Source organism: Aliiglaciecola lipolytica, from assembly GCF_018860635.1.
GTDB lineage: Bacteria > Pseudomonadota > Gammaproteobacteria > Enterobacterales > Alteromonadaceae > Aliiglaciecola > Aliiglaciecola lipolytica_A.
The window spans coordinates 431841-453038 of record NZ_JAHKPT010000021.1; the positions used below are offsets into that span (position 1 = coordinate 431841).

A 21198-nucleotide genomic window follows, 5' to 3' on the forward strand; every position below is an offset into this window, starting at 1 on the left:
ATAAAATTTGGCATTTGAGCTCTGAACAGCAACAAATTAGTATTTTTTCTTGAGTTTTGCTATTCCTCTAAGAAATTAAGAGAGTAACTTATTAGAGTGTAAAAAGTGGCTAAAGTAGCTTTCATCTAGAGGTTTACTTAACCAATATCCTTGTATTTCATCACAGCCCATCTGGGTTAATAGATCAACTTGTTCACTCTCTTCTACACCTTCTGCTATTAGTGTCACCCCCAATTCATTGCCAAGCTCTATAACACTTCTTACAATTGATTTGTCTGCTTTATTAAGGTGCATATTACGCACGAATGACTGATCTATTTTGAGTTTGGTTACGGGGAAAACCTGTAAGTAACTTAAACTTGAGTAACCGGTTCCAAAATCATCGATAGCTAATTTAATGCCCATTTGGTTTAGCTGATTTAACGTGTTTATGGTATCGGCTTCTTTTGTAAACAATACCCCTTCAGTTATCTCCAATTCAAGATTTTTGGCGGCCAAGCCACTGCTTAACAACGCGCGTTTAACCATTTTTACAAAGTTTGGTGCGGAAAATTGTTTGGGTGATATATTCACCGCAATAACAATATCTTCAAATCCCATTGCGACTATGTGTTGGGCTTTTTGACACACACTCGTCAGAATCCAATCACCTAAAGGTAAAATCAAACCGGAATGTTCAGCTAAGGGAATAAATTCAGAGGGCGAAATCCATTGTTCATTTAATTGCCATCGAATTAATACCTCTGCCCCAATGATTCTTTTTTCTTTTAGAGAATATTGGGGTTGAAAAAACAACTGGAAATGATTGTCTACTATGGCTGAACGCATCGCATCTTGAAGGCTGTTTTGTCGCTCTACTGATTTACCTAGCTCATTACTGAACATCATATAATCGGTAAATTCCTGACTTGCAGAGTTTTCTAGTGCAATACGAGTATTGCGGATAATTTCGTCTGCGCTTTTTCCATCTGATGGAAAACTAGTAAAACCATAATCAAGTTTGACAGAATGCTGTCCTGAAAATAGCTGGTTTTTTACCTGATTATTTATCGTTGCAACTATTTGTTTGACTGTTGCGTGGCAGTTACTTTTTTGAAAAACTAGCCCAAAACTCTTTTCAGTTAATTGGAATAAACGCACATTTTGATGTTTTTCTACACAGGTGCCTTGGAGTAAATCAGAAAGTTCTTTCATTACTTTGCGGCTGGTTTCAAAATCGTTGTCAGCCAACAACTTGGAGTATGAGCGAATCTCTATTTGACCCACGGTAAAAGTTAATCTTTGATCCACCATTTGCTCAATAACTTGTTTAAAAACATAATGGTTATCCAAGCCTGTATCGGGGTTAATTTGGGCTTGTGAATCACGTTTTTGTTCCTCAAGTTTACGACTAGAAATATTAACCATATTAATATTCCATTGCTTTGCATTAGCATGCCACAATAATTCGCAGTCAAATGTATGTTGATTAATTTTGAATTCAAAGTGTTGTTGTTTTTCGTCTGCTAAGGCGCTGTTTTGATAATCAACTAAGTTCTTAGGTAGCAGCGACTTAGGATCATTGCCTGGATACCCTAGTTCTTTTATAAATCCCGTTGCAGTGGTGTTCATAAAAACAACTTGATTGTTTTTATCCAGAATAATAAATAAATTTGAGGAGTGTAGCGGATATAAAGCGAGGCCCTTGTTCAGTTTAGCTTTACGTATCCAAGGTAATAATATCTTCGCCAAAATTACAACTGCTACTACGCCTAAACTAACGAACAGTAGCGAATTGATTAACACGTTGGCCTTCCACAATACCCTGTTAATGGAAGCTGAATTATTAGCGAAATTGAATTTGCCATTTAAAAGTCCTTTTTATTTGCTGTGAAAAATCTTCACCTGAAACGAATCAATAGGTTTCATTATTAAAGGTAAACGATCAGACCTCAAAGATCGAGACTTGAAGTGGATTTAATCTTCACAAAGTGGGTGAAATTACTACCTTGTGTTTATTTGTTGTAAATTACTTAAGCCCTAGTTTTGATCCTGTAAACCGTAAATTTTTGTATTATTTTAAAATCCAATTAAGTGCCTATTAACTCCCTTTTTTAGCGTATTCGCACAGCAATCAACCGAAATCACTGGTTTTAGTAAATTCTGGTTGCACTACCGAATAAAGGCTGGTAAAAAGTCAAGCCTGTTTTGAAAATTGATGTAAATATTGTTGTATTGAAAAGTTTACATGGGTTTTCTGGTTAAGTTTTTGCGTTTTTAGATGTAGGTAATCAAAGATAGTTATGTATAAAGATTTAGTAAATAATGTACACGTTAGCGCCGAAGACGTGCTAGTGACACCTGAGCAGTTAGCTCAACAGCTTCCAGTGAGCGCCAAGGCCCTTAAAGCAATCGAAGATTCCCGAGCGATTATCAGCGACATCATTCATCGTAAAGATCATCGCCTTTTAGTTATTTCCGGTCCCTGTTCAATTCATGACATTGAATCCGCTAAAGAGTATGCACTCAAGCTCAAAGAACTGCATGAGTCATGCAAAGACACACTATTTATTGTGATGCGTGTTTATTTTGAAAAGCCTAGAACTACGGTTGGTTGGAAAGGCATGATTAATGATCCGGCACTAGACGGCACATTTAATATCGAAGCCGGTTTGCGCAAAGCCCGTGAACTGCTGATTTGGTTGGCTGATTTGGAAATTCCACTTGCCACTGAAGCATTAGATCCCATTAGCCCACAATACTTAGCTGAGTTATTTAGTTGGTCGGCAATTGGGGCGAGAACATCTGAATCTCAAACTCACAGAGAAATGGCCAGTGGCTTGTCTATGCCGGTTGGCTTTAAAAATGGTACTGACGGTAGTTTAGGAATCGCGATTAATGCGCTGCAATCTGCTGCTTCAGGTCATAGTTTTATGGGCATCAATAAGCAAGGACAAGTCAGTGTAATTAAAACCCAGGGTAACCCTGATGGTCACATTATATTGCGCGGTGGTAAGCAGCCTAATTACGACTCTGTGTGTGTATCCGAATGTGAAATCGAATTGAAAAAGTCCAATTTACACGCTGGTCTAGTTGTTGATTGTAGTCATGCTAATTCAAGTAAAGATTATCGTCGTCAGCCGTTGGTAGCGCAAAATGTGGTTAACCAGATTTTGGAAGGCAATCAATCAATTATTGGTATCATGTTGGAAAGTCATTTACGTGCTGGCAATCAAAAAAGTGACGGCAAGCTACCGGGTGAGCTAGAATACGGCATCTCCATAACTGATGGTTGCATCGGTTGGGAAGATACTGAAGATTTGATTAATCGGTCTAGAGAAAAACTCATTACGGTATTGCCAATGAGATTAAATAAATTTAAAGATTCTGCTTAAGGTAAAACTAGCATGCCAGACAAACCCATTTCGCTTGATGAATTACGCGTCAAAATTGACAAATTAGATAGCCAATTGGTCGATATACTGGCTCAACGAGCCAGTTTGACCACTCAAGTTGGCGAGTTTAAGAGTCGCACTGGTATGCCTATTTATGTTCCTACGCGGGAAGCTGAACTGATTGCAAAACGCCGAGACGAAGCACAAGACAAAGGCGTTCCGCCAAATTTAATCGAAGATTTGCTACGCAGAATAATGCGAGAGTCATACCAAACTCAGAATAACCAATATCTGTGTAAAGCCCCTGAAATTAAAAAAATTGTGGTAGTCGGTGGAGCAGGGGCTTTGGGACGTATTTTTGTGGATATGTTTACCCGAAGTGGCTATGCAGTGACCGTGCTAGAACAAAGCGATTGGCCAAATGCTGCGGATATACTCGCTAACAGTGAGTTAGTGTTGGTAGCAGTGCCTATCAAAATAACTGAATCTATTATTCAAAAACTAGGTCCATTATTGCCGGAAAATTGTATTTTAGCCGATGTGACTAGTACTAAGCTTAACCCGCTCAAAGCTATGATGGCCTGCCACAAAGGGCCTGTTGTTGGCTTACATCCTATGTTTGGTCCAGATGTACAAAGCTTGGTAAAACAAGTGGTTGTGGTGTGCGATGGAAGACAACCTGAAACATATCAATGGTTGGTTGAACAAATCAAAATCTGGGGTGCTATCGTGCATGAAAGCACGGCAAAAGAGCACGATGATGCCATGGCATTTATTCAGGTAATGCGCCATTTCAGTAGTTTTGTGTATGGCGCTCACTTAGCCGGTGAAGATCCTGATCTGAATCAGTTAGTTGCCTTTAGTTCGCCTATTTACCGCCTAGAGTTGGCAATGGTTGGCCGATTATTCGCGCAAGATCCCGAGTTATACGCAGATATCATTTTCACCAATGCTGAAAGTATAGGTTTGCTTAAACGTTTCCGTGATCGTTTCGATGATGCTTTAAAACTATTAGAAGAAGGTGACAAAGGTGAATTTGTTAAACAATTCTTTAGTATCGGACATTGGTTTGGCCCTTACGCCAAGCAATGTTTGGTTAGCAGTAAAAAGCTATTATTGAAGGCCGACGATGACAGAGTTATGGATGTTAATTCCTAACATTAGGTAGATGTTACAGTTTTTGCGTTAACAAAAAAATGCCCCTATTAGGGGCATTTTTTATGCCTTGCAGTACTAAGCCGTTAAGGCGTTTACTGCGGCGACTTTAGTCGCATTTATTTCTTCATTAGGGTAACAGCCAAGCACCTTAAAGTATCGGGTCGTTGCTGCTAATTCTTCTAGGGTTTTTTGCATCGGCCCATCTTGTACATTACCTTCTACATCAATATAAAACATCTCTTCCCATGGGTTGCCCGTGATTGGTCGAGATTCTAATTTGGTCATATTGATTTGATTATTTTTAATAATCAATAAAGCATCAACTAGGGCCCCTGGTTTTTGCACTGTTGACATAACTAACGTCGTTTTAGCAGGCACTTGTAATGGTACTTTCACTGCATTTCTAGCGACAACAATAAAGCGGCTATGATTTTCTTTTTGATTAGCCAGATTCGACTTTATTGCAGCTAAGCCGTAAAGCTTACCTCCCGCCTCACTGCCAATTGCTGCCACAGATTCACTATTAAGTTGATTAACCATTAACATTGCTGCCGAGGTACTGGCACAGGGTTTAACTTCTACATTCCCTAATTCTGCTAAAAAATAACTGCACTGAGCAAAGACTTGAGGGTGGGCATACAGTGTTTTTATTTTGCTAATATCCGTATCTGTTGATGCTAACAATGAATGATTTATCGGATGAGTTAGCTCACCAACAATTGACAAGCTAGTATGCTGCAGTAAATCGTAAACTTCGTTGATACTGCCCGATGTTGTGTTTTCGATAGGTAGTACCGCATAGTCAGCTTGATTAGATTCCACTTTTTCGACAATTTCTGCAAAACTAGAACAGCCAATTTCTAACAATTCGCCAGCTCTTCTAGAAAAGTATTTTTGTGTCGCTAAATAACTGTACGACCCTTTATCACCTAAAAATGCAACACGGCTCAATGGCAGACGACTACCTGGATTGGCTCGTTCCGCTAACAGTGCCTGCTGGTTGAGTACAGAATCTTCAATCACTACGTGGAATATTTGCGTGACGTAATGTGGATCTAGGCCATACTCTTGTCCTTTTTTGATCAACCTGATCAAAAGCTCTTCTTCTCGTATATGATCTCTAACCGGAATTTGATTGCGAATTTTTGTTTCCGCAACACTGTTGGTATATTGTTGACGTTTTGCCAACATCTCCAGTAACTCGGAGTCAAGAGCGGTAATTTGTTCTCGTAATTTTTGTAGTTCTGAGGTCGACATAAAATTCACTTTATTTAAACTATAAATGCAAAGCCTCCAACTATGGAGGCTTTGCAGAAAACTAGTGGATTATCATATTTTCCCATTGGCCGTGGATAAAAGTAATGAAACCGGTTTTGAGCGCCTTTTTCAGGTAAATATAATAACTATCTGTAAGTTCTTCAAAGGAGTAAAGAAACCAGTTGCAAGCTAGCTTCATCACTGGATTTGATAGTGGTGAGCAGAATCTATTAATTCAACGCCATATTGTCAATCGCAAGATGATATTAGTTATTGCTAATTTCAATGTAACTTCGTTGAATTAACCGTTAACTACCTAACAAAGTGGCAAGAATTTTACGTACCTCTTGTGCTTCAAAGGGTTTGTCACATAACGCGTTAACACCGGTATGTTGGATATTCGCCATGTGAGCACTATTGGTGGCTTCTGAGGTTACCATAATAATTGGAATATGCGAGGTGTCCGGATTAAATCGGATATACTCAGATAATTCACGACCATCCATTTCTGGCATATTGTAGTCAGTGACAACCAAGTCGAAAATATTATCTTTGAGCAGAGTCAGTGCTGTTGCGCCATTTTCAGCTTCTTTAATATTGCTTAATCCCATGCCCTCCAATACGCGGTGAATATGATTTCTCGCCAAACGACTGTCATCCACTAATAGCACTCGCACATCCTTAATATCGTACAATTCTAAATCCAATTCTTCAGAATTAATTAAGTCTAGAGTGGCATTTAATGCTCTTGCTAGATGCAAGGGTTCAAAAGGCTTAGGTAAAATGGCTGCGACACCGGCCTGTTTAAATTCTTCTAATTTGGCGACGCGATTTTCACTACTCACTAACATAAAAGGAATTGAGGCTGTTTCCACGTTACCTTTAATGTGTTTTATTAAATCTAAACCTGTTCCATCTTCAAAATACATAGCACTTACCACCACATCACTACCGTGAGATCTTAGTACGCTTTTAGCTTCTGCAAGAGTGGAGACAGAATCTACGGAGCCGACATTTTCTTTGATTAACAAAGATGAAATGATTTTTCTTTGGGTGTCAGATGGCTCAATTAGTAGAATATTGACGTCGCTCAACGAAATATGGTTCATAAAAATCCTGAAGTGATGTTGTAAAGGTTAACCGCCTGCAAGTTTGACTGTTAGACCTTTTTTCTCTAGAAGCAGTTTAATTTTATCGCGATTATCACCTTGGATTTCGATCACGCCGTTTTTAATAGCGCCGCCTGTTCCACAGCTTTTCTTTAACTCAGAACATAGATTTTTTAAAGCCTCTGCTGGTAAGTCAACGCCATCTATGGTGGTCACACCTTTACCTTTCCGGCCTTTGGTTTCGCGGCGAATCCTGACTATCCCATCAGTGTTTTTTGATTTCGGTTGTTCTTTTACTTGAGGTTCTAATCTACCGATGCCGGTGCTGTATACAAGATTATTTTGTGACATATGTGAAATAATTGAATCTAAGGATATCTCCAGTTTAGACAAAAAATGCACCTATTAAAACCACATCAGAATGATCAATGCATTTAACTGGTACAAACTAACTCGCTGAAACATATTTATCTTGGCTATACTAAAAAGAGTTGCCAAATAGAATCTGTGTGCGAAAGTAGGGGCAATTTAGCAAGAAGTAAAAAATGGAGTCACAAATGAGCTTGGAGACCCGCCCCGGTGACGGAGGAAAAGAGCTAATAATCTACATGGAAGAAAAATTCGATTTTGGCAAAGTACAAGAATTTAGAGACGCTTATTTATCCGCTTCAAATGATGTTGAAACAATCATAGTAGACCTGTCGAATACAGAATACATGGACAGTTCCGCATTAGGTATGTTGTTGAATATGCAAAAAGCGATGGAGGATAAAGTTACCACCTTTAAAATTGCTAACAGTCGTCCACAAGTGGCTAAAATTTTAAAGATTTCACGTTTTGATAAAAAGTTCGATATGACCTAGATGAGTCAATACCTTTGCGTATATTAATAGTTGATGATGAATCCCTGAATCGGTTCATGCTGGTTCATATGTTAGAAGAGGCTGGATATTTAGATTGCTTCGAAGCTGAGTCGGGTAGAGAAGCGCTGCAATTAGCTAAAAAGATTCGTCCAGACCTTGTGTTACTTGATGTGGTTATGCCTGATATGGACGGGTATGACGTGGCCCCGCTTCTTAAAAAAATGGCAGGTGATATCTACCTACCAGTGATATTTATTACCGCCATGGATGATCAGCCTGCGTTAGCTCGATGTCTTGAAGTGGGCGGTGATGATTTTGCTACCAAACCTTTTGACCGAACTATTTTAACCGCAAAAATAAGAGCCCATGCCCGTACTCGACTATTGAGTATTCGCACCAATAAGCAAAATGCCGAATTAAATTATTTTCGCAGGGGCGTAGAACGAGAGCACGCCATTGTTGAACATATTTTTGCGAATGCCTTAACTATCAATCAAGCCACCACGAAATATTTTGACTATCGCTTAGCCCCGGCCAGTACATTTAATGGTGATGTGTTTTTAACTGAACCTAGTCCCTCTGGAGGCATGTACTTTTTAATGGGTGACTTTACCGGTCATGGTTTAGCATCAGCTATTGGTGCGCTTCCTGTGGCTAGAGCATTTCAAGCGATGTCTAGAAAAGGCGTTTCAGTTTCTGAAATCTCACAAACCCTCAATCAAATTCTTTTAGCATTGCTGCCCTCAGATATGTTTTTTGCGGCAGTTGTCGTTGAAATTTCAGCGTCAGGTCATCAGTTTTCTGTTTGGAATGGAGGCATGCCAGACCTCACCGTTATGACGCCTGAGGGGCGCATATCAAAACGATTTATTTCGTCGCATATGGCAATGGGGATTCTTGAAGTCGATGAGTTTGAGGAAAATGTTGAATACTTTAATGCAAAAATCGGTGACAGATTAATAGGATATTCCGATGGCGTTATTGAGCTTACCAACGCTGAAGAACAAATGTTAGGGGAGGAGGTGGTAATGAGTTGGTTGGCATCCAATCCTTTGATGACTGTAGAACAAATTATCCAGCGAACTGAAAAATATAGAGGAAAAGCCGAGCAACTAGACGACATAACCTTCGTGAGTTATACCTGCCAAAATCTTGATGATTTAAAAGCTGAAATCGAAATTACGCGATTACCCTTTAACATTAGTGTTGATATGAAAGTCGAACAGTTAACCCAATTTACGCCAATATATGATGTTGTGGTGATGGTGTGTAGCCAGTTGGGTATGCAAAAAGTGCGTTCTGATTTATCTACTGTGATTAGCGAATTGTTTATGAATTCTTTAGATCACGGTATTTTGAAATTAAATTCAGATATTAAAAAGTCCACTGAAGGGTTCTTCGAATATTTTAAACTGCGTAATCAACGATTAGCGAAATTGACTCAAGGCGAAATCAAAATCGCGATTAGTTTTACCCCTAATATCAATATTTTGACGATTAATTTATCGGACTCGGGGGAGGGTTTTGACTTTCAAAAAATTCAGGCAAGTCAAGACTCTGATACCTATGGCAGGGGAATTCCTCTAATTAAAACATTATGTCAAAGCGTTCAATATTCCGATCAAGGACGCTCTGTATCAGCGACAATTAAGGTGTAAATAGTGATAACAATACGACAAGCTTCAAAAGCCGATATCCAAGCGCTAGTGGATTTTAATCAAGCAATGGCTTGGGAAACTGAACAAAAAAAACTGCAAGGTGATGTATTAAGTGCCGGCGTCAGCGCACTTATTAAAGACAGAGCAAAGGGTTTTTATTTAGTTGCCGAGCAAGATGATGGTGCTATTGCTGGAAGTTTAATGGTGACCTCGGAATGGAGTGATTGGCGAAATAGCCAGTTTTGGTGGATTCAAAGTGTGTATGTTCGTCCTGAAAACAGACGCACAGGCGTATATTCAATGCTATATCAAAAAGTAAAAGAATTAGCTGAACAATCCCAAGGGGTTTGTGGCTTTCGATTATATGTTGAGCACGATAATTTGGTGGCTCAAGAAACCTATAAAAAACTTGGCATGAAAGCGAGTCATTATTATATGTTTGAGACTGAAAACTAAATACGATTAAAGGTTAGGGTGGAATTTTGAAATACCACCCTTAAATTGGGTCAGCAAACGTAAATGTTAGTCCATTCAGCCCAAACCTCTTGTTTTGCGTTTAGTAGCGGTATTATTTTTACATTTCGCTTTAAAAATGTAGGAGTTTTTATGTTTAAAGCATTAGGTGATTGGTTTGAGCAACAATTACAACAAAATGAACCTGTGTCAGAAAAGCACACCGTTGAATTAGCCACAGCCGTACTTTTGTATGAGATCATGCGGGCTGACGGCAAGTTTGAAGAGTCGGAACAACTAGCTTATCAAACATTACTTAAACGGCATTTTGATTTATCAGCCAATGAACTAGACAGTTTAATCAAGTTGTCCTCAGATAAAGCAGGGCAAGCGGTGGATTACCACCAGTTTACCAGAACTATTAACCAACACTGTGATGTGCCAGAAAAGCTGCAAATTTTAGAATCATTGTGGCGGGTGGCTTATGCCGATAAACACCTTGATGTGCACGAAATTCACCTAATCCGTCGTATCTCAGATCTATTGCATATACCCCACAGTCAATTCATACAAAGTAAACTCAAAGTGACAGATAGTACCTCTTAACCCCAGTGAAAATGCCAATTGTCATTGATTGAAGACATGCTAACCAATTGAATTGTAAAGATAATATTAATCTTGAACGGTTGGTGTTGCGAAAAAGTAACGGTAGCACTTGGCTTTACTGTTCCTTCTAACGAAAATTAACTGTAAGTAATTGAATATATTACGTAATTCAAGTCTGGCATAAAACATGTTATAGCCCCTAGGTGTAACTGTGATAGCTGTACTGGTTCCTACGGCTTTTCAAGGAAGAACACAGCGAAGGTGACTTATAAATAACGGTTTTGTTATTGGCTGCGATGGCGTTTGCAACTTACTTTAAGTCATTCTGAATGCGTTTAATCGCATTGCATGGCAAGGATGCCTCTTCCTTTTCGCTAAGCAGTTCAAATGGAGATTGTTGTATGAAAAAGTTTATTTTTACGGGCTTAATGTTTGCGGGCATGATGATGCTGCAACCGGTAGTTAGCAGTGTAGCCCATGCCCAATCGGATCTTATTGCCGAAATGGACTTAGATGAAGACGGTATGATCAGTATTCGAGAAGCGGTCGCGGATCCTAATTTGTTGGCAGCGTTTGGCAAAATTGACACTAATGGTGATGGAAAGATCAGTGCCGAAGAGTTGTCCGAATCAAATATAATTAAACAAATTAACAAAAAAGCTTAGCTAAGCAGCGAGTTCGTTAATTTTTGACGCTTAACCTTTTTACCTCAACATTCTGGTTTTTTCGGCTCTGAAACCGTGTTACTTCCCTAAAAAACCTTATGTTGAGGTTCTTTATGAAAAACTCATTATTTGTTTGGTTTCATTTACGTCTTTGACATAGGATACTCCAATTTGTACGAAGTAGTTTAAGGTATGAAAATGCAAATTGGATCGTTACGACAACTCACATTAATCAGTTTTCTTATCGCGCTGATTCCTCTTGCTGTGTTGCTATGGCATAGCCAAAGTACGTTGACTAAAATGGCGCAAATAGCGGCCAGTGAAGCTCAATTTTCAGTAACCATGGCGCGACAAATCGGTGATATGGAGAATATCGCCATTGATGTGGAAAGATTGATCCGCCAATATCACGTATTAAAAAAGCCTGAATTAAAGCAACTGACTGATAATTCAATCAGTCGGCTTGAAACCAAGCTAGTTAACGTGTGTGCTGAATTACCCAGTGAATACGTCTGCTCTGCTTTACAAAAACGCATAGCATGGTTTGAAAATAACGGCCAAATCGAAGATAAACTCTTACTCGATGCGCAATTAGCGGAATTTCGTCGCTCTATTGAAGAGTTACAGCAACAAGTTGATTCGTTACTCGATGAACGCATTAAACAACAACAAGACTACGTAAATTCGGTGCAACAAACTCAAGCCTGGTCTACGGCTCTACTGGTCACGTTTTCATTGTTGTTAATCATTTTTGCGAGCCAATTGATTCTTTCGCCGGTGACAAAAATTGAACGCATTATCAGTGAAATTGCCAAACAATCAGAAACCTTGCCTAAAGTCTCTACCTCCGGTCCTAAAGAATTGATCGAAGTGGAGCACAAATTACACTGGTTAGCCGATCGCTTAAATCAACTTGAACATTTGCGTCATGCGCTTCTACGGCATGCCTCCCACGAGCTTAAAACTCCCTTAGCAAGTATCAAAGAAGGTTGTTCATTACTCTCTGAAAGTGTTGTTGGTCCGCTAAATGATCAACAAAAAGAAGTGGTTAGTTTATTAACCAGTAGTACAGAGCGATTGAATTTACTCATTGAACAATTACTTGACTACAACTTACTATTGCAACAGGCTAAGCCTGTGTATGAAAAAACAGACACTAAAAGTTTGCTAGAAGCAGCATTAATCGATAACGCTTTAGCAATACAACAGCATAAAAATGAAGTGAATGTTGATAACAAAGTGATAGATATGACTGTAGATCCCAATTTATATAGACGAATAATTGATAACCTTTTGTCGAATGCTTTAGCCCATGGCACGGCAGGTCGTCCTATAGATATTAAGCTTTATAAACAAAAGGATACCTTAATTTTGGATGTGGCTAACCGTGGGCGGAAAATTCCAATGGAACAGCGTAAATCACTATTTGAACCTTTCAAACGTGGTGAACATAGACGTAACGATAGAGTGATAGGATCGGGGCTAGGTTTATCTATAGTTGCAGATTGTGCACGAATGATGCATGGCACTGTTGAAATTGTTGATGTTGACTACGCAGACGTATGCATGCGAGTAAGTTTGCCACAAGACGAGGTGGCGGCATGAAAAAGTTAACATTATTGCTTTTAGGCTGTTTTATTGGGTTGGCTGGATGTGAAATCACACCTAAAGAAGCCGTACCGGTAACACCGATCATTTTACCAGAGCAGAATAAATTTTGTTTGTTTGTGGCTGATTCAGCGGTTGAACATAATTGTGAACTGACATATTGGCTAGATTTCTGGGTTGAACACGACACTCTTTCTTGGACACAACGAAAAGAGTTAATAAATCAGCTAGGAGATTCAACGGGCGAGTTAATGAAAAAAGTCCTGTTAAGCCAAGGCAAAGGTACGCCGTATCAAAATAGATTAAGAGCGCAAGGTTGGGCTGATGACTTGATTCCTTCGCTTACCGAACAAATGAAACAGCTGTTATTTGTGTTGGTTTATCGGCCAAGTCAGGAATTATTAGAGTTTGAATCTGCTTTGACGATTCTCACTCGGATGAATACCAATCAATCGAAAGAACTAGATGTTCAACAACAAAGATTGTTTGAACAGCAACAGCAAATCGACCAATTATTAAAAATTGAGGCATCTATGATGGAGAAAAAAGAGGGGATAAGCCAATGAGCAAATCTGAAACAAACGCATTACCACGTATATTGTTAGTGGATGACGATGAAAATTTGTTGCGTTTGATGACTATCAGATTGCAAGGAGAGGGTTATCAAGTTGCTACAGCTGAAGGTGGTAAAGAGGCACTAAGATTGCTCAATACCCAGAGTTTTGATGTTGTTCTTAGTGATTTACGTATGCCCGGCTTAGACGGTCTTAGCTTATTTGAAGAAATTGTATCCCTTCGCCGCGATATTCCAGTCATTTTAATGACTGCCCATGGCACTATTCAAGATGCCGTTGAAGCAACGCAAAGAGGGGTTTTTGGTTTTCTCACCAAGCCGATTGATCATGAAGCGTTGCGAGAGTTATTAGTCAAAGCAGTGAGTCAAAGTCAAAGTGCTCAAAATGGAACTTGGAGTGAAGAAATCATCACCCGCTCGATGCAGATGGAGCAACTGCTTGACCAAGCATTCAGAGTTGCCAAGCGCGACGTCAGTGTATTGATAAGTGGCGCAAGTGGAACCGGTAAAGAGTTGCTTGCCAAAGCATTACACAAAGCCAGTACTCGGGGGAACAAACCATTCGTAGCCATTAACTGTGGTGCATTGCCAGAAAATTTGTTGGAGTCTGAATTATTTGGTCATGCAAAAGGGGCTTTCACTGGAGCGGTCAACGAGCATCAAGGTCTTTTTCGTGAAGCTGACGGCGGAACGCTTTTCTTGGATGAGATCGGTGATATGCCGGTACCTTTGCAGGTTAAGTTACTAAGGGCTTTGCAAGAACAGCAAATTCGTCCTGTGGGCAGCAGTAAACAGATCCCAATTAACGTAAGAGTGATATCTGCTACTCATAAAGATCTTACCAAAGAAATGCAAGAGCAAAACTTCCGTGAAGATTTGTACTACCGCTTAAACGTGGTGAATTTAACCTTGCCATCTTTACGGGAACGTTCAGAAGATATTCCATTATTAACGCGCTATCTGTTAGCCAAAAGTGCAGAACGCCATGGCGTTAATGTCAGCCGTTTTTCTGATGATGCAATGCAGCTTTTAGCTACTGCACCTTGGCCTGGTAACGTCAGACAATTGGTTAACGTGGTAGAACAATGTGTAGCGTTAACACAAACATCGGTTATTGCCTCGCATTTAGTCGAGCAAGCACTGTCGGCTTCTGAGCAAAAATGGCCAACATTAACTGAAGCCAGAGACGCGTTTGAACAAAACTATTTGTTAAAATTGCTGAAAATGACGGATGGTAATGTGACTCGTGCGGCGGAATTAGCTGGGCGAAATCGAACCGATATGCACAAATTAATGAAAAAACACGATTTACATTCAAGTGACTTTAAACCTGAAGTCGCCTAATCCGCAATAAGCACTATATTCGCTCTTTCAAATAATAATTTGAGGGAGCGAATCTAGCCTTCAAGGTGTTTGGTTTACAGCACACAAGATTAATTTAGTTAAATTTTCTGCCACTACTGAGGATTTTTCATCGGTTGAAGTAAAATCCCCCATAAATGTTACTCTCAAGACTGTGCTTTGGCGCGGATTTGTTTATACTATGCGGCTTTTCAATCCTTTCGGATTTTATCCATAATTTTTTAGTTACATGACATAATTTATAAAATTATTGGTTATGTACTGGCAACAGAGGCTTTTCATGCGCACAGATTATTGCGGAAACATAAACGCAAGTTATATAGGTCAAGAAGTCACATTATGTGGCTGGGTAAATAAACGTCGTGATTTGGGCGGTGTTATCTTTCTCGATTTACGTGATCGCGAAGGTATCGTACAAGTAGTTTATGATCCTGATTTGGAAGATGTATTTGCCACTGCGAATAGTCTGCGTAATGAATTTTGTGTGCAAATCAGTGGTTTGGTTCGTAGTCGTCCTGAAGGCCAGATTAATAAAGATATGTCCACTGGCGAGATTGAAATATTAGGTAAGGCACTGACTATACTTAATAAATCTGCCGCTTTGCCATTAGATTGGAACCAAGAAAACTCAGAGGAACAGCGTCTAAAGTACCGTTATTTAGACTTACGTCGCCCAATTATGAGCGATCGTTTAAAATTTCGCGCTAAAGTAACCAGTGCGGTAAGAGGTTATCTCGAAGGTGAAGGTTTCCTAGACATTGAAACGCCAATTCTAACCAAAGCGACGCCTGAAGGTGCCCGTGACTATCTAGTGCCAAGTCGCACTCACAAAGGTGAGTTTTTCGCACTACCGCAATCTCCTCAGCTGTTCAAACAGTTGTTGATGATGTCAGGAATGGATCGTTATTATCAAATTGTTAAGTGTTTCCGCGATGAAGATTTGCGTGCTGATCGCCAGCCTGAATTTACCCAAATTGATATTGAAACAACCTTCCTAGATGCCGCAGGTGTGATGTCTATAACCGAAGGTTTAATTAAACAACTATTCCAAAAAATGTTAAATGTTGATCTTGGTGAATTTCCTCACATGACCTTTGCCGATGCAATGCGTCGTTTTGGTAGTGATAAACCAGATTTACGTAACCCTCTTGAGTTAGTTGACGTAGCTGACTTACTTAAAGATGTTGAATTTAAAGTGTTTGCTGGACCAGCCAACGATCCTAAAGGCAGAGTTGCCGTGATCCGTGTTCCTGGCGGCGCAGCTTTATCTCGTAAAAACATCGATAATTACGGCAGTTTTGTCGGCATCTACGGTGCTAAAGGCTTAGCGTGGATGAAGGTCAATGATCTTTCCGCAGGCATGGATGGTTTGCAGTCACCAATATTGAAGTTCTTGAGCGAAGATGTTGCCATGGGGATTGTTAAGCGTTGTGGCGCTGTTGATGGCGATATTATTTTGTTTGGTGCAGATAGTGCCAATGTGGTTACTGAAGCTTTGGGCGCTCTGCGTTTGAAGTTGGGTGAAGATCTTGACCTACTTGAAGGTGAGTGGAAGCCTCTTTGGGTTGTTGACTTCCCCATGTTTGAAGAGGTAGATGGAGACTTCCATGCGCTACATCACCCATTCACAGCCCCCCGTGATATGACACCTTCTCAGCTAGCACAGAACCCTGCTACCGCCATTTCTAATGCTTACGATATGGTACTTAATGGTGTCGAACTAGGCGGTGGTTCGGTGCGTATCCACGACCAAGCTATGCAATCTGAAGTATTCCGTTTGTTGGGAATTAGTGAAGAAGAAGCTGAATTGAAATTTGGTTTCTTATTAGAAGCCCTTAAATTTGGCGCGCCTCCTCACGCTGGTCTTGCGTTTGGTTTAGACCGCTTAGTGATGTTAATGACTGGTGCAACTTCAATTAGAGACGTGATGGCATTCCCGAAAACAACCACTGCTGCATGTCCTTTAACTGATGCACCATCTGAAGCTAACCCTTTGCAGTTGAAAGAACTATCCATTGCAACAGTCATAGAGAAAAAAGCCGAATAGTATGGCGTTTAAGCGTCCGGAATCTGCTTTAGTTGTCATTTTTGACGGGGCAGCAAATGTACTCGTCATGCAGCGTCAAGATGATCCTTATTTTTGGCAAAGCGTGACAGGTACACTCGAACCGGGGGAGTTGCCATTACAAACTGCAATTCGTGAAGTGGAAGAAGAAACAGGTATAAATGTAGCGCTAAATAAGCTTCAGCTTGTGGACTGTCGAAGTGTCAATCAGTATCCCATTCGTGATATATGGCAACATCGATATCCTCCCGACTGCCGATTCAACACTGAACATGTGTTTGCTTTGCAAGTGCGTGGGGATGAAAACATTAAGTTAACCGAACATTTATCCTATCAATGGTTGCCTAAAGAATTGGCAATCGAAAAAGTCTGGTCACCAACCAACAAGGTGGCAATTGAAAAATTCGTACCCAATTCTGCGCTAACAGTTGCTGTGGAAAAAGCATGTCAATAATCCTCGGTATCGATCCCGGTTCACGGATAACAGGCTACGGTGTTATTAAACAAACAGGCAATACCTTTAGTTATCTTGGCAGCGGATGTATCCGTGTTCAAGGTGATGAGCTGGCCCCAAGATTGAATCAAATTTACAAAGGCGTGACTGAAATAATTTGCCAGTTTCAACCGCAGTTCTTTGCTATAGAACAGGTTTTCATGGCGAAAAACCCAGATTCTGCATTAAAACTCGGTCAGGCGCGGGGCGCGGCTATTGTGGCAGCGACTAACGCTGATTTACCGGTAGCTGAATATTCGGCACGCCAAATTAAACAAAGTGTCGTCGGCAAGGGTAGCGCTGAAAAAAACCAAGTTCAGCACATGGTCACCTACTTACTCAAGTTAACCAAAAAACCACAAGCAGATGCGGCGGATGCACTTGCTGTGGCATTGTGCCATGGACATAGTTACCAAACTTTAATTAAGCTTGCTGGTCAAGCTAGCAAGACCGTGCGTGGTAGATTGAGGAAATAACCATTCCTAAATACCCAATTACATTACCCAGCATAATAGGACGTGTTTATGATCGGCTTAATTCGAGGCCAACTATTAGAAAAGCAACCCCCTGAAATTCTGATTGAAGCGGGTGGCATAGGTTATGAAGTGCAACTCCCCATGACCAGCTTTTATCAGTTGCCAGAAATTGGCCATGAAGCCACAGTTTATATTCATTTTGTGGTCCGCGAAGATGCACAATTATTGTTTGGGTTTGCAGATAAATCTGAACGAGCCTTGTTCCGAGAGTTGATCAAAGTAAATGGTGTAGGTCCCAAATTAGCCTTAACAATTTTGTCAGGTATGTCGGCATCGCAGTTTATTCAGTGTGTTAGTCATGATGATTATTCTGGGTTAGTGAAATTACCGGGCGTCGGTAAAAAGACTGCCGAGAGACTTGTGGTTGAAATGCGCGATCGCCTTAAAAAGCTAGAAGAGCAAGGCGACGGAAAACACCATTTACCACCGATGCAATTAGAAGCGCCTCAAGATAGCCTAATCAAGCCAACTGACGTAAAAGAAGATGCACTAAGTGCGATGGTTGCATTGGGTTATAAACCTGCGCAAGCGGCGAAAACGATTAACTCAGTGTATCGAGAAGGCATTAGTAGCGAAGAATTGATCCGTGAAGCATTGCGTTCGATGGTGTAACCTTCGCAACATAATCTAGACTGTACAGATATTACAATTTACTGTATAAAAAAACACTATTGTTTAGTGTCGTTTGTGAACTTGCAATAAATGAACTAAAGCGCGTCAAAAATTGCTTTTACCCTATGCGAAATATTAACCAGAAGATACATTCATGATTGAAGCTGATCGATTAATCCACCCCACGGCAGACACCGAAGACGAAGCGGTGGACCGTGCAATCCGACCTAAATTACTGGCCGACTACACTGGGCAAGATCATGTCTGTAAACAAATGGATATTTTTATTCAAGCCGCCAGAAATCGCAGTGACGCACTAGATCACTTACTTATCTTTGGTCCTCCAGGGTTAGGTAAAACCACACTTGCGAATATTGTTGCTAACGAAATGGGGGTTAATATTAAAACCACCTCTGGACCCGTTTTAGAAAAGGCAGGAGATCTAGCCGCTTTATTAACTAATCTAGAAGAACATGATGTGTTATTCATTGATGAAATACATCGTTTGAGCCCGGTTGTTGAAGAAGTCCTGTATCCAGCAATGGAAGATTATCAATTAGACATAATGATAGGTGAGGGACCAGCCGCTCGCTCAATTAAGTTAGAGCTTCCCCCTTTTACATTAATTGGTGCTACTACCCGTGCAGGCTCTCTTACTTCTCCCTTACGTGATCGATTTGGTATTGTTCAGCGTTTGGAGTTTTATAATCTCAAAGATCTCACGCAAATAGTTAAACGCTCAGCAAAATACTTAAACCTTAGCATCAACGAACAGGGGGCTTTAGAAATAGCAAGGCGTTCTAGAGGTACTCCTCGGATTTCTAATCGTTTACTGCGCAGGGTGCGAGATTTTGCAGAAGTCAAAGCTGACGGTGATATATCTGAAAATATCGCCGCCCAAGCACTGGATATGCTTGACGTTGATAAAGAAGGTTTTGATTACATGGACCGCAAGCTGTTACTTACCATTATCGACAAATTTATGGGCGGGCCAGTGGGATTGGATAACTTGGCAGCTGCTATTGGTGAAGAAAAAGAAACCATCGAAGATGTAATAGAGCCTTTTCTTATTCAACAGGGATTTTTACAAAGAACCCCTCGAGGACGAATAGTGTCACAGCGCGCTTTCTTGCATTTTGGTAAAGACTACAAACCACAAAATTAATCTACAGGCAAAAAAAAGCCCGCGAAGATCGCGGGCAAAGCAACAAGTATTTGGAAAGGAAAATTCCAGGGAACACATCTATCAACAAAAATTGACACATTTTCTGACTACCGCTTCGAAAATTCGTTGCGTTAGTCAAGAGAACGACGCGCATTCTATACGTTAGGAAAAAATCCACAATTGAAAAAAATTGTATTTTCGGATTAGAAAAAATAATGCTTAATATTTTTAATTGTTTGATTAAATTCTTTGTATCTCACGCTTTAGCTGTTCTAAGCTGATTATCGCTATTGTTTGATAACTCAATTGAAGTAAAATTGGATTAACAAAACTAGTGTAAAAGTTGAATTTTATGCTGAACTTATGCATGCTTATTAAAAAGCAAAACACACTATTATCTAGTTACAGGCTTAAATTTACTGGTTATCATTAAAATTATGATTTTAACTCATACATAATTATGCGATTTGTCGTATTAAAATTGAATTATTTTAAAGTCCGCTGGACTAACCATAAGCGTTATTTAAAGAGGTAGAAAATTCGATGCAATTTCCTGTTCATGAATTTAAATTGCGAGTCTATTACGAAGATACAGACGCAGGTGGTATTGTATATTATGCTAATTATTTAAAATTTTTAGAGCGTGCTAGAACGGAGTGGTTAAGAAGTTTTGGCATAGAACAACATAGTCTTTTGGAACAATTCATCGGTTTTGTCGTCAAACGGGTGGAAATGGACAATATTGCAGCAGCAAGGTTCGACGATTTATTGCAAGTCAATACGCAAATAATTGAATTAAAACGTGCTAGCATGTTGTTCCAACAACAAATAACAAATTCAAACAATTTAAGTTTGGTAAGTGCGAAAATTAGGGTTGCATGTGTTGATCTGAAGAAGATGAAACCTATTGCAATACCTGCATTCATTTTAGGGGAAATTTCAAGTGTCATCTAATTTGTCATTCTTTGACCTGTTTTTGCAGGCAAGTCTTTTGGTTCAATTGGTAATGCTGTTACTACTGGCAACGTCAGTTGTTTCTTGGGCATTCATTTTTCAACGTGTCAAAGTGTTAAAACTGGCAAAAACTGAAACCAAAAAGTTCGAAGATAAGTTTTGGTCTGGGGTTGACCTGAATAAACTGTATCAAGAACTTTCTGCCCGTCAATCTGTGCAGGGAATGGGCAGTTTGTTTTGTGCTGGGTTCAAAGAATTTGTGCGTTTGCGTAAAGCCACAGGCAGTTCAACCGAAACCACTATGGAAGGAACCTACAGAGCAATGCGCGTCTCGCTATCACGAGAAGTCGATCACCTCGAAGCTAACTTATCCTTTCTTGCTACTGCTGGTTCTATTAGTCCTTACATTGGTTTATTTGGTACTGTTTGGGGGATCATGAATTCGTTTATTGCGCTAGGTGAGGTTCAACAAGCCACCTTAGCTATGGTTGCTCCTGGTATTGCTGAAGCACTTATTGCTACCGCCATGGGCTTATTTGCAGCGATTCCATCGGTTATTGCTTACAACCGTTTTAGTAATCAAGTTGAAAAGCTAGAAAATAGTTACGGTAATTTTATGGAAGAGTTTTCTAGTATTCTGCATCGTCAGATATTGTCTCAACGAGTTGAGAGCGTTTAACCATGGT

General features: G+C 40.0%; 21 protein-coding genes. 17 read left to right on the plus strand and 4 right to left on the minus strand.

Annotated elements, in window-relative coordinates; all coding sequences use genetic code 11:
* Positions 1 to 75: 75 nt before the first annotated feature.
* Complete coding sequence (locus KO530_RS10340; RefSeq protein ID WP_216048335.1) at positions 76 to 1611, minus strand: putative bifunctional diguanylate cyclase/phosphodiesterase; 1536 nt, start codon at positions 1609 to 1611, stop codon at positions 76 to 78.
* A 671-nt stretch (positions 1612 to 2282) separates the two neighbouring features.
* Between KO530_RS10340 and KO530_RS10345 the strand changes: the two genes are divergently transcribed.
* Together KO530_RS10345 and tyrA are read left to right on the plus strand one after the other, a co-directional pair.
* Positions 2283 to 3374: a 3-deoxy-7-phosphoheptulonate synthase gene (locus tag KO530_RS10345; RefSeq protein ID WP_216048336.1), complete on the plus strand. Its 1092-nt coding sequence runs from the start codon at positions 2283 to 2285 to the stop codon at positions 3372 to 3374.
* A gap of 12 nt (positions 3375 to 3386) precedes the next feature.
* Positions 3387 to 4532 (plus strand): bifunctional chorismate mutase/prephenate dehydrogenase, encoded by a 1146-nt coding sequence (gene tyrA, locus KO530_RS10350; protein ID WP_216048337.1) that lies wholly within the window; start codon positions 3387 to 3389, stop codon positions 4530 to 4532.
* A 75-nt stretch (positions 4533 to 4607) separates the two neighbouring features.
* Here tyrA and pheA read toward each other — a convergent pair whose 3' ends face one another.
* The 3 genes from pheA to yciH form a co-directional block, all read right to left on the minus strand.
* Positions 4608 to 5789 (minus strand): prephenate dehydratase, encoded by a 1182-nt coding sequence (gene pheA, locus KO530_RS10355; RefSeq protein ID WP_216048338.1) that lies wholly within the window; start codon positions 5787 to 5789, stop codon positions 4608 to 4610.
* Between the two features lie 308 nt (positions 5790 to 6097).
* Positions 6098 to 6898 (minus strand): response regulator transcription factor, encoded by an 801-nt coding sequence (locus KO530_RS10360; RefSeq protein WP_216048339.1) that lies wholly within the window; start codon positions 6896 to 6898, stop codon positions 6098 to 6100.
* 27 nt (positions 6899 to 6925) lie between these two features.
* Positions 6926 to 7249, minus strand: a complete 324-nt coding sequence (gene yciH / locus KO530_RS10365) for a stress response translation initiation inhibitor YciH (RefSeq protein WP_216048583.1) — start codon at positions 7247 to 7249, stop codon at positions 6926 to 6928.
* Between the two features lie 206 nt (positions 7250 to 7455).
* Here yciH and KO530_RS10370 point away from each other — a divergent pair, with 206 nt between their 5' ends.
* The 15 genes from KO530_RS10370 (at position 7456) to tolQ (ending at position 21191) form a co-directional block, all read left to right on the plus strand.
* Positions 7456 to 7761, plus strand: coding sequence for an STAS domain-containing protein (locus KO530_RS10370; RefSeq protein ID WP_216048340.1), 306 nt, complete (start codon positions 7456 to 7458; stop codon positions 7759 to 7761).
* Between the two features lie 14 nt (positions 7762 to 7775).
* Positions 7776 to 9419 carry an ATP-binding SpoIIE family protein phosphatase gene (locus tag KO530_RS10375; RefSeq protein ID WP_216048341.1) on the plus strand — a complete coding sequence of 548 codons (1644 nt, stop codon included), beginning with the start codon at positions 7776 to 7778 and terminating at the stop codon, positions 9417 to 9419.
* Between the two features lie 3 nt (positions 9420 to 9422).
* On the plus strand, positions 9423 to 9875 hold the full coding sequence (locus tag KO530_RS10380; RefSeq protein WP_353371167.1) for a GNAT family N-acetyltransferase: 453 nt from the start codon (positions 9423 to 9425) through the stop codon (positions 9873 to 9875).
* Positions 9876 to 10025: 150 nt separating this feature from the next.
* The gene (locus tag KO530_RS10385; protein WP_216048342.1) at positions 10026 to 10478 is read left to right on the plus strand and encodes a TerB family tellurite resistance protein; all 453 of its coding nucleotides are present in this window, start codon (positions 10026 to 10028) and stop codon (positions 10476 to 10478) included.
* Between the two features lie 401 nt (positions 10479 to 10879).
* On the plus strand, positions 10880 to 11143 hold the full coding sequence (locus tag KO530_RS10390) for a hypothetical protein (protein WP_252729088.1): 264 nt from the start codon (positions 10880 to 10882) through the stop codon (positions 11141 to 11143).
* 198 nt (positions 11144 to 11341) lie between these two features.
* On the plus strand, positions 11342 to 12748 hold the full coding sequence (locus tag KO530_RS10395) for a sensor histidine kinase (protein WP_216048343.1): 1407 nt from the start codon (positions 11342 to 11344) through the stop codon (positions 12746 to 12748).
* The gene (locus KO530_RS10400; RefSeq protein WP_216048344.1) at positions 12745 to 13317 is read left to right on the plus strand and encodes a hypothetical protein; all 573 of its coding nucleotides are present in this window, start codon (positions 12745 to 12747) and stop codon (positions 13315 to 13317) included. Before KO530_RS10395 ends, KO530_RS10400 begins: the two co-directional genes overlap by 4 nt.
* Positions 13314 to 14669: a sigma 54-interacting transcriptional regulator gene (locus KO530_RS10405; protein WP_216048345.1), complete on the plus strand. Its 1356-nt coding sequence runs from the start codon at positions 13314 to 13316 to the stop codon at positions 14667 to 14669. Before KO530_RS10400 ends, KO530_RS10405 begins: the two co-directional genes overlap by 4 nt.
* Before the next feature lie 298 nt (positions 14670 to 14967).
* Positions 14968 to 16734: an aspartate--tRNA ligase gene (aspS, locus tag KO530_RS10410; RefSeq protein WP_216048346.1), complete on the plus strand. Its 1767-nt coding sequence runs from the start codon at positions 14968 to 14970 to the stop codon at positions 16732 to 16734.
* 1 nt (position 16735) lies between these two features.
* Complete coding sequence (gene nudB / locus KO530_RS10415) at positions 16736 to 17206, plus strand: dihydroneopterin triphosphate diphosphatase (protein WP_216048347.1); 471 nt, start codon at positions 16736 to 16738, stop codon at positions 17204 to 17206.
* Positions 17197 to 17721 carry a crossover junction endodeoxyribonuclease RuvC gene (gene ruvC, locus KO530_RS10420; protein WP_216048348.1) on the plus strand — a complete coding sequence of 175 codons (525 nt, stop codon included), beginning with the start codon at positions 17197 to 17199 and terminating at the stop codon, positions 17719 to 17721. The genes nudB and ruvC overlap by 10 nt, the downstream gene beginning before the upstream one ends.
* 48 nt (positions 17722 to 17769) lie before the next feature.
* Positions 17770 to 18393, plus strand: a complete 624-nt coding sequence (ruvA, locus tag KO530_RS10425) for a Holliday junction branch migration protein RuvA (RefSeq protein ID WP_216048349.1) — start codon at positions 17770 to 17772, stop codon at positions 18391 to 18393.
* A 154-nt stretch (positions 18394 to 18547) separates the two neighbouring features.
* The gene (gene ruvB / locus KO530_RS10430) at positions 18548 to 19558 is read left to right on the plus strand and encodes a Holliday junction branch migration DNA helicase RuvB (protein ID WP_216048350.1); all 1011 of its coding nucleotides are present in this window, start codon (positions 18548 to 18550) and stop codon (positions 19556 to 19558) included.
* A 543-nt stretch (positions 19559 to 20101) separates the two neighbouring features.
* Positions 20102 to 20512 (plus strand): tol-pal system-associated acyl-CoA thioesterase, encoded by a 411-nt coding sequence (gene ybgC, locus KO530_RS10435; protein WP_216048351.1) that lies wholly within the window; start codon positions 20102 to 20104, stop codon positions 20510 to 20512.
* On the plus strand, positions 20502 to 21191 hold the full coding sequence (gene tolQ, locus KO530_RS10440; RefSeq protein ID WP_216048352.1) for a protein TolQ: 690 nt from the start codon (positions 20502 to 20504) through the stop codon (positions 21189 to 21191). The genes ybgC and tolQ overlap by 11 nt, the downstream gene beginning before the upstream one ends.
* The last annotated feature ends 7 nt before the right edge of the window (positions 21192 to 21198 follow it).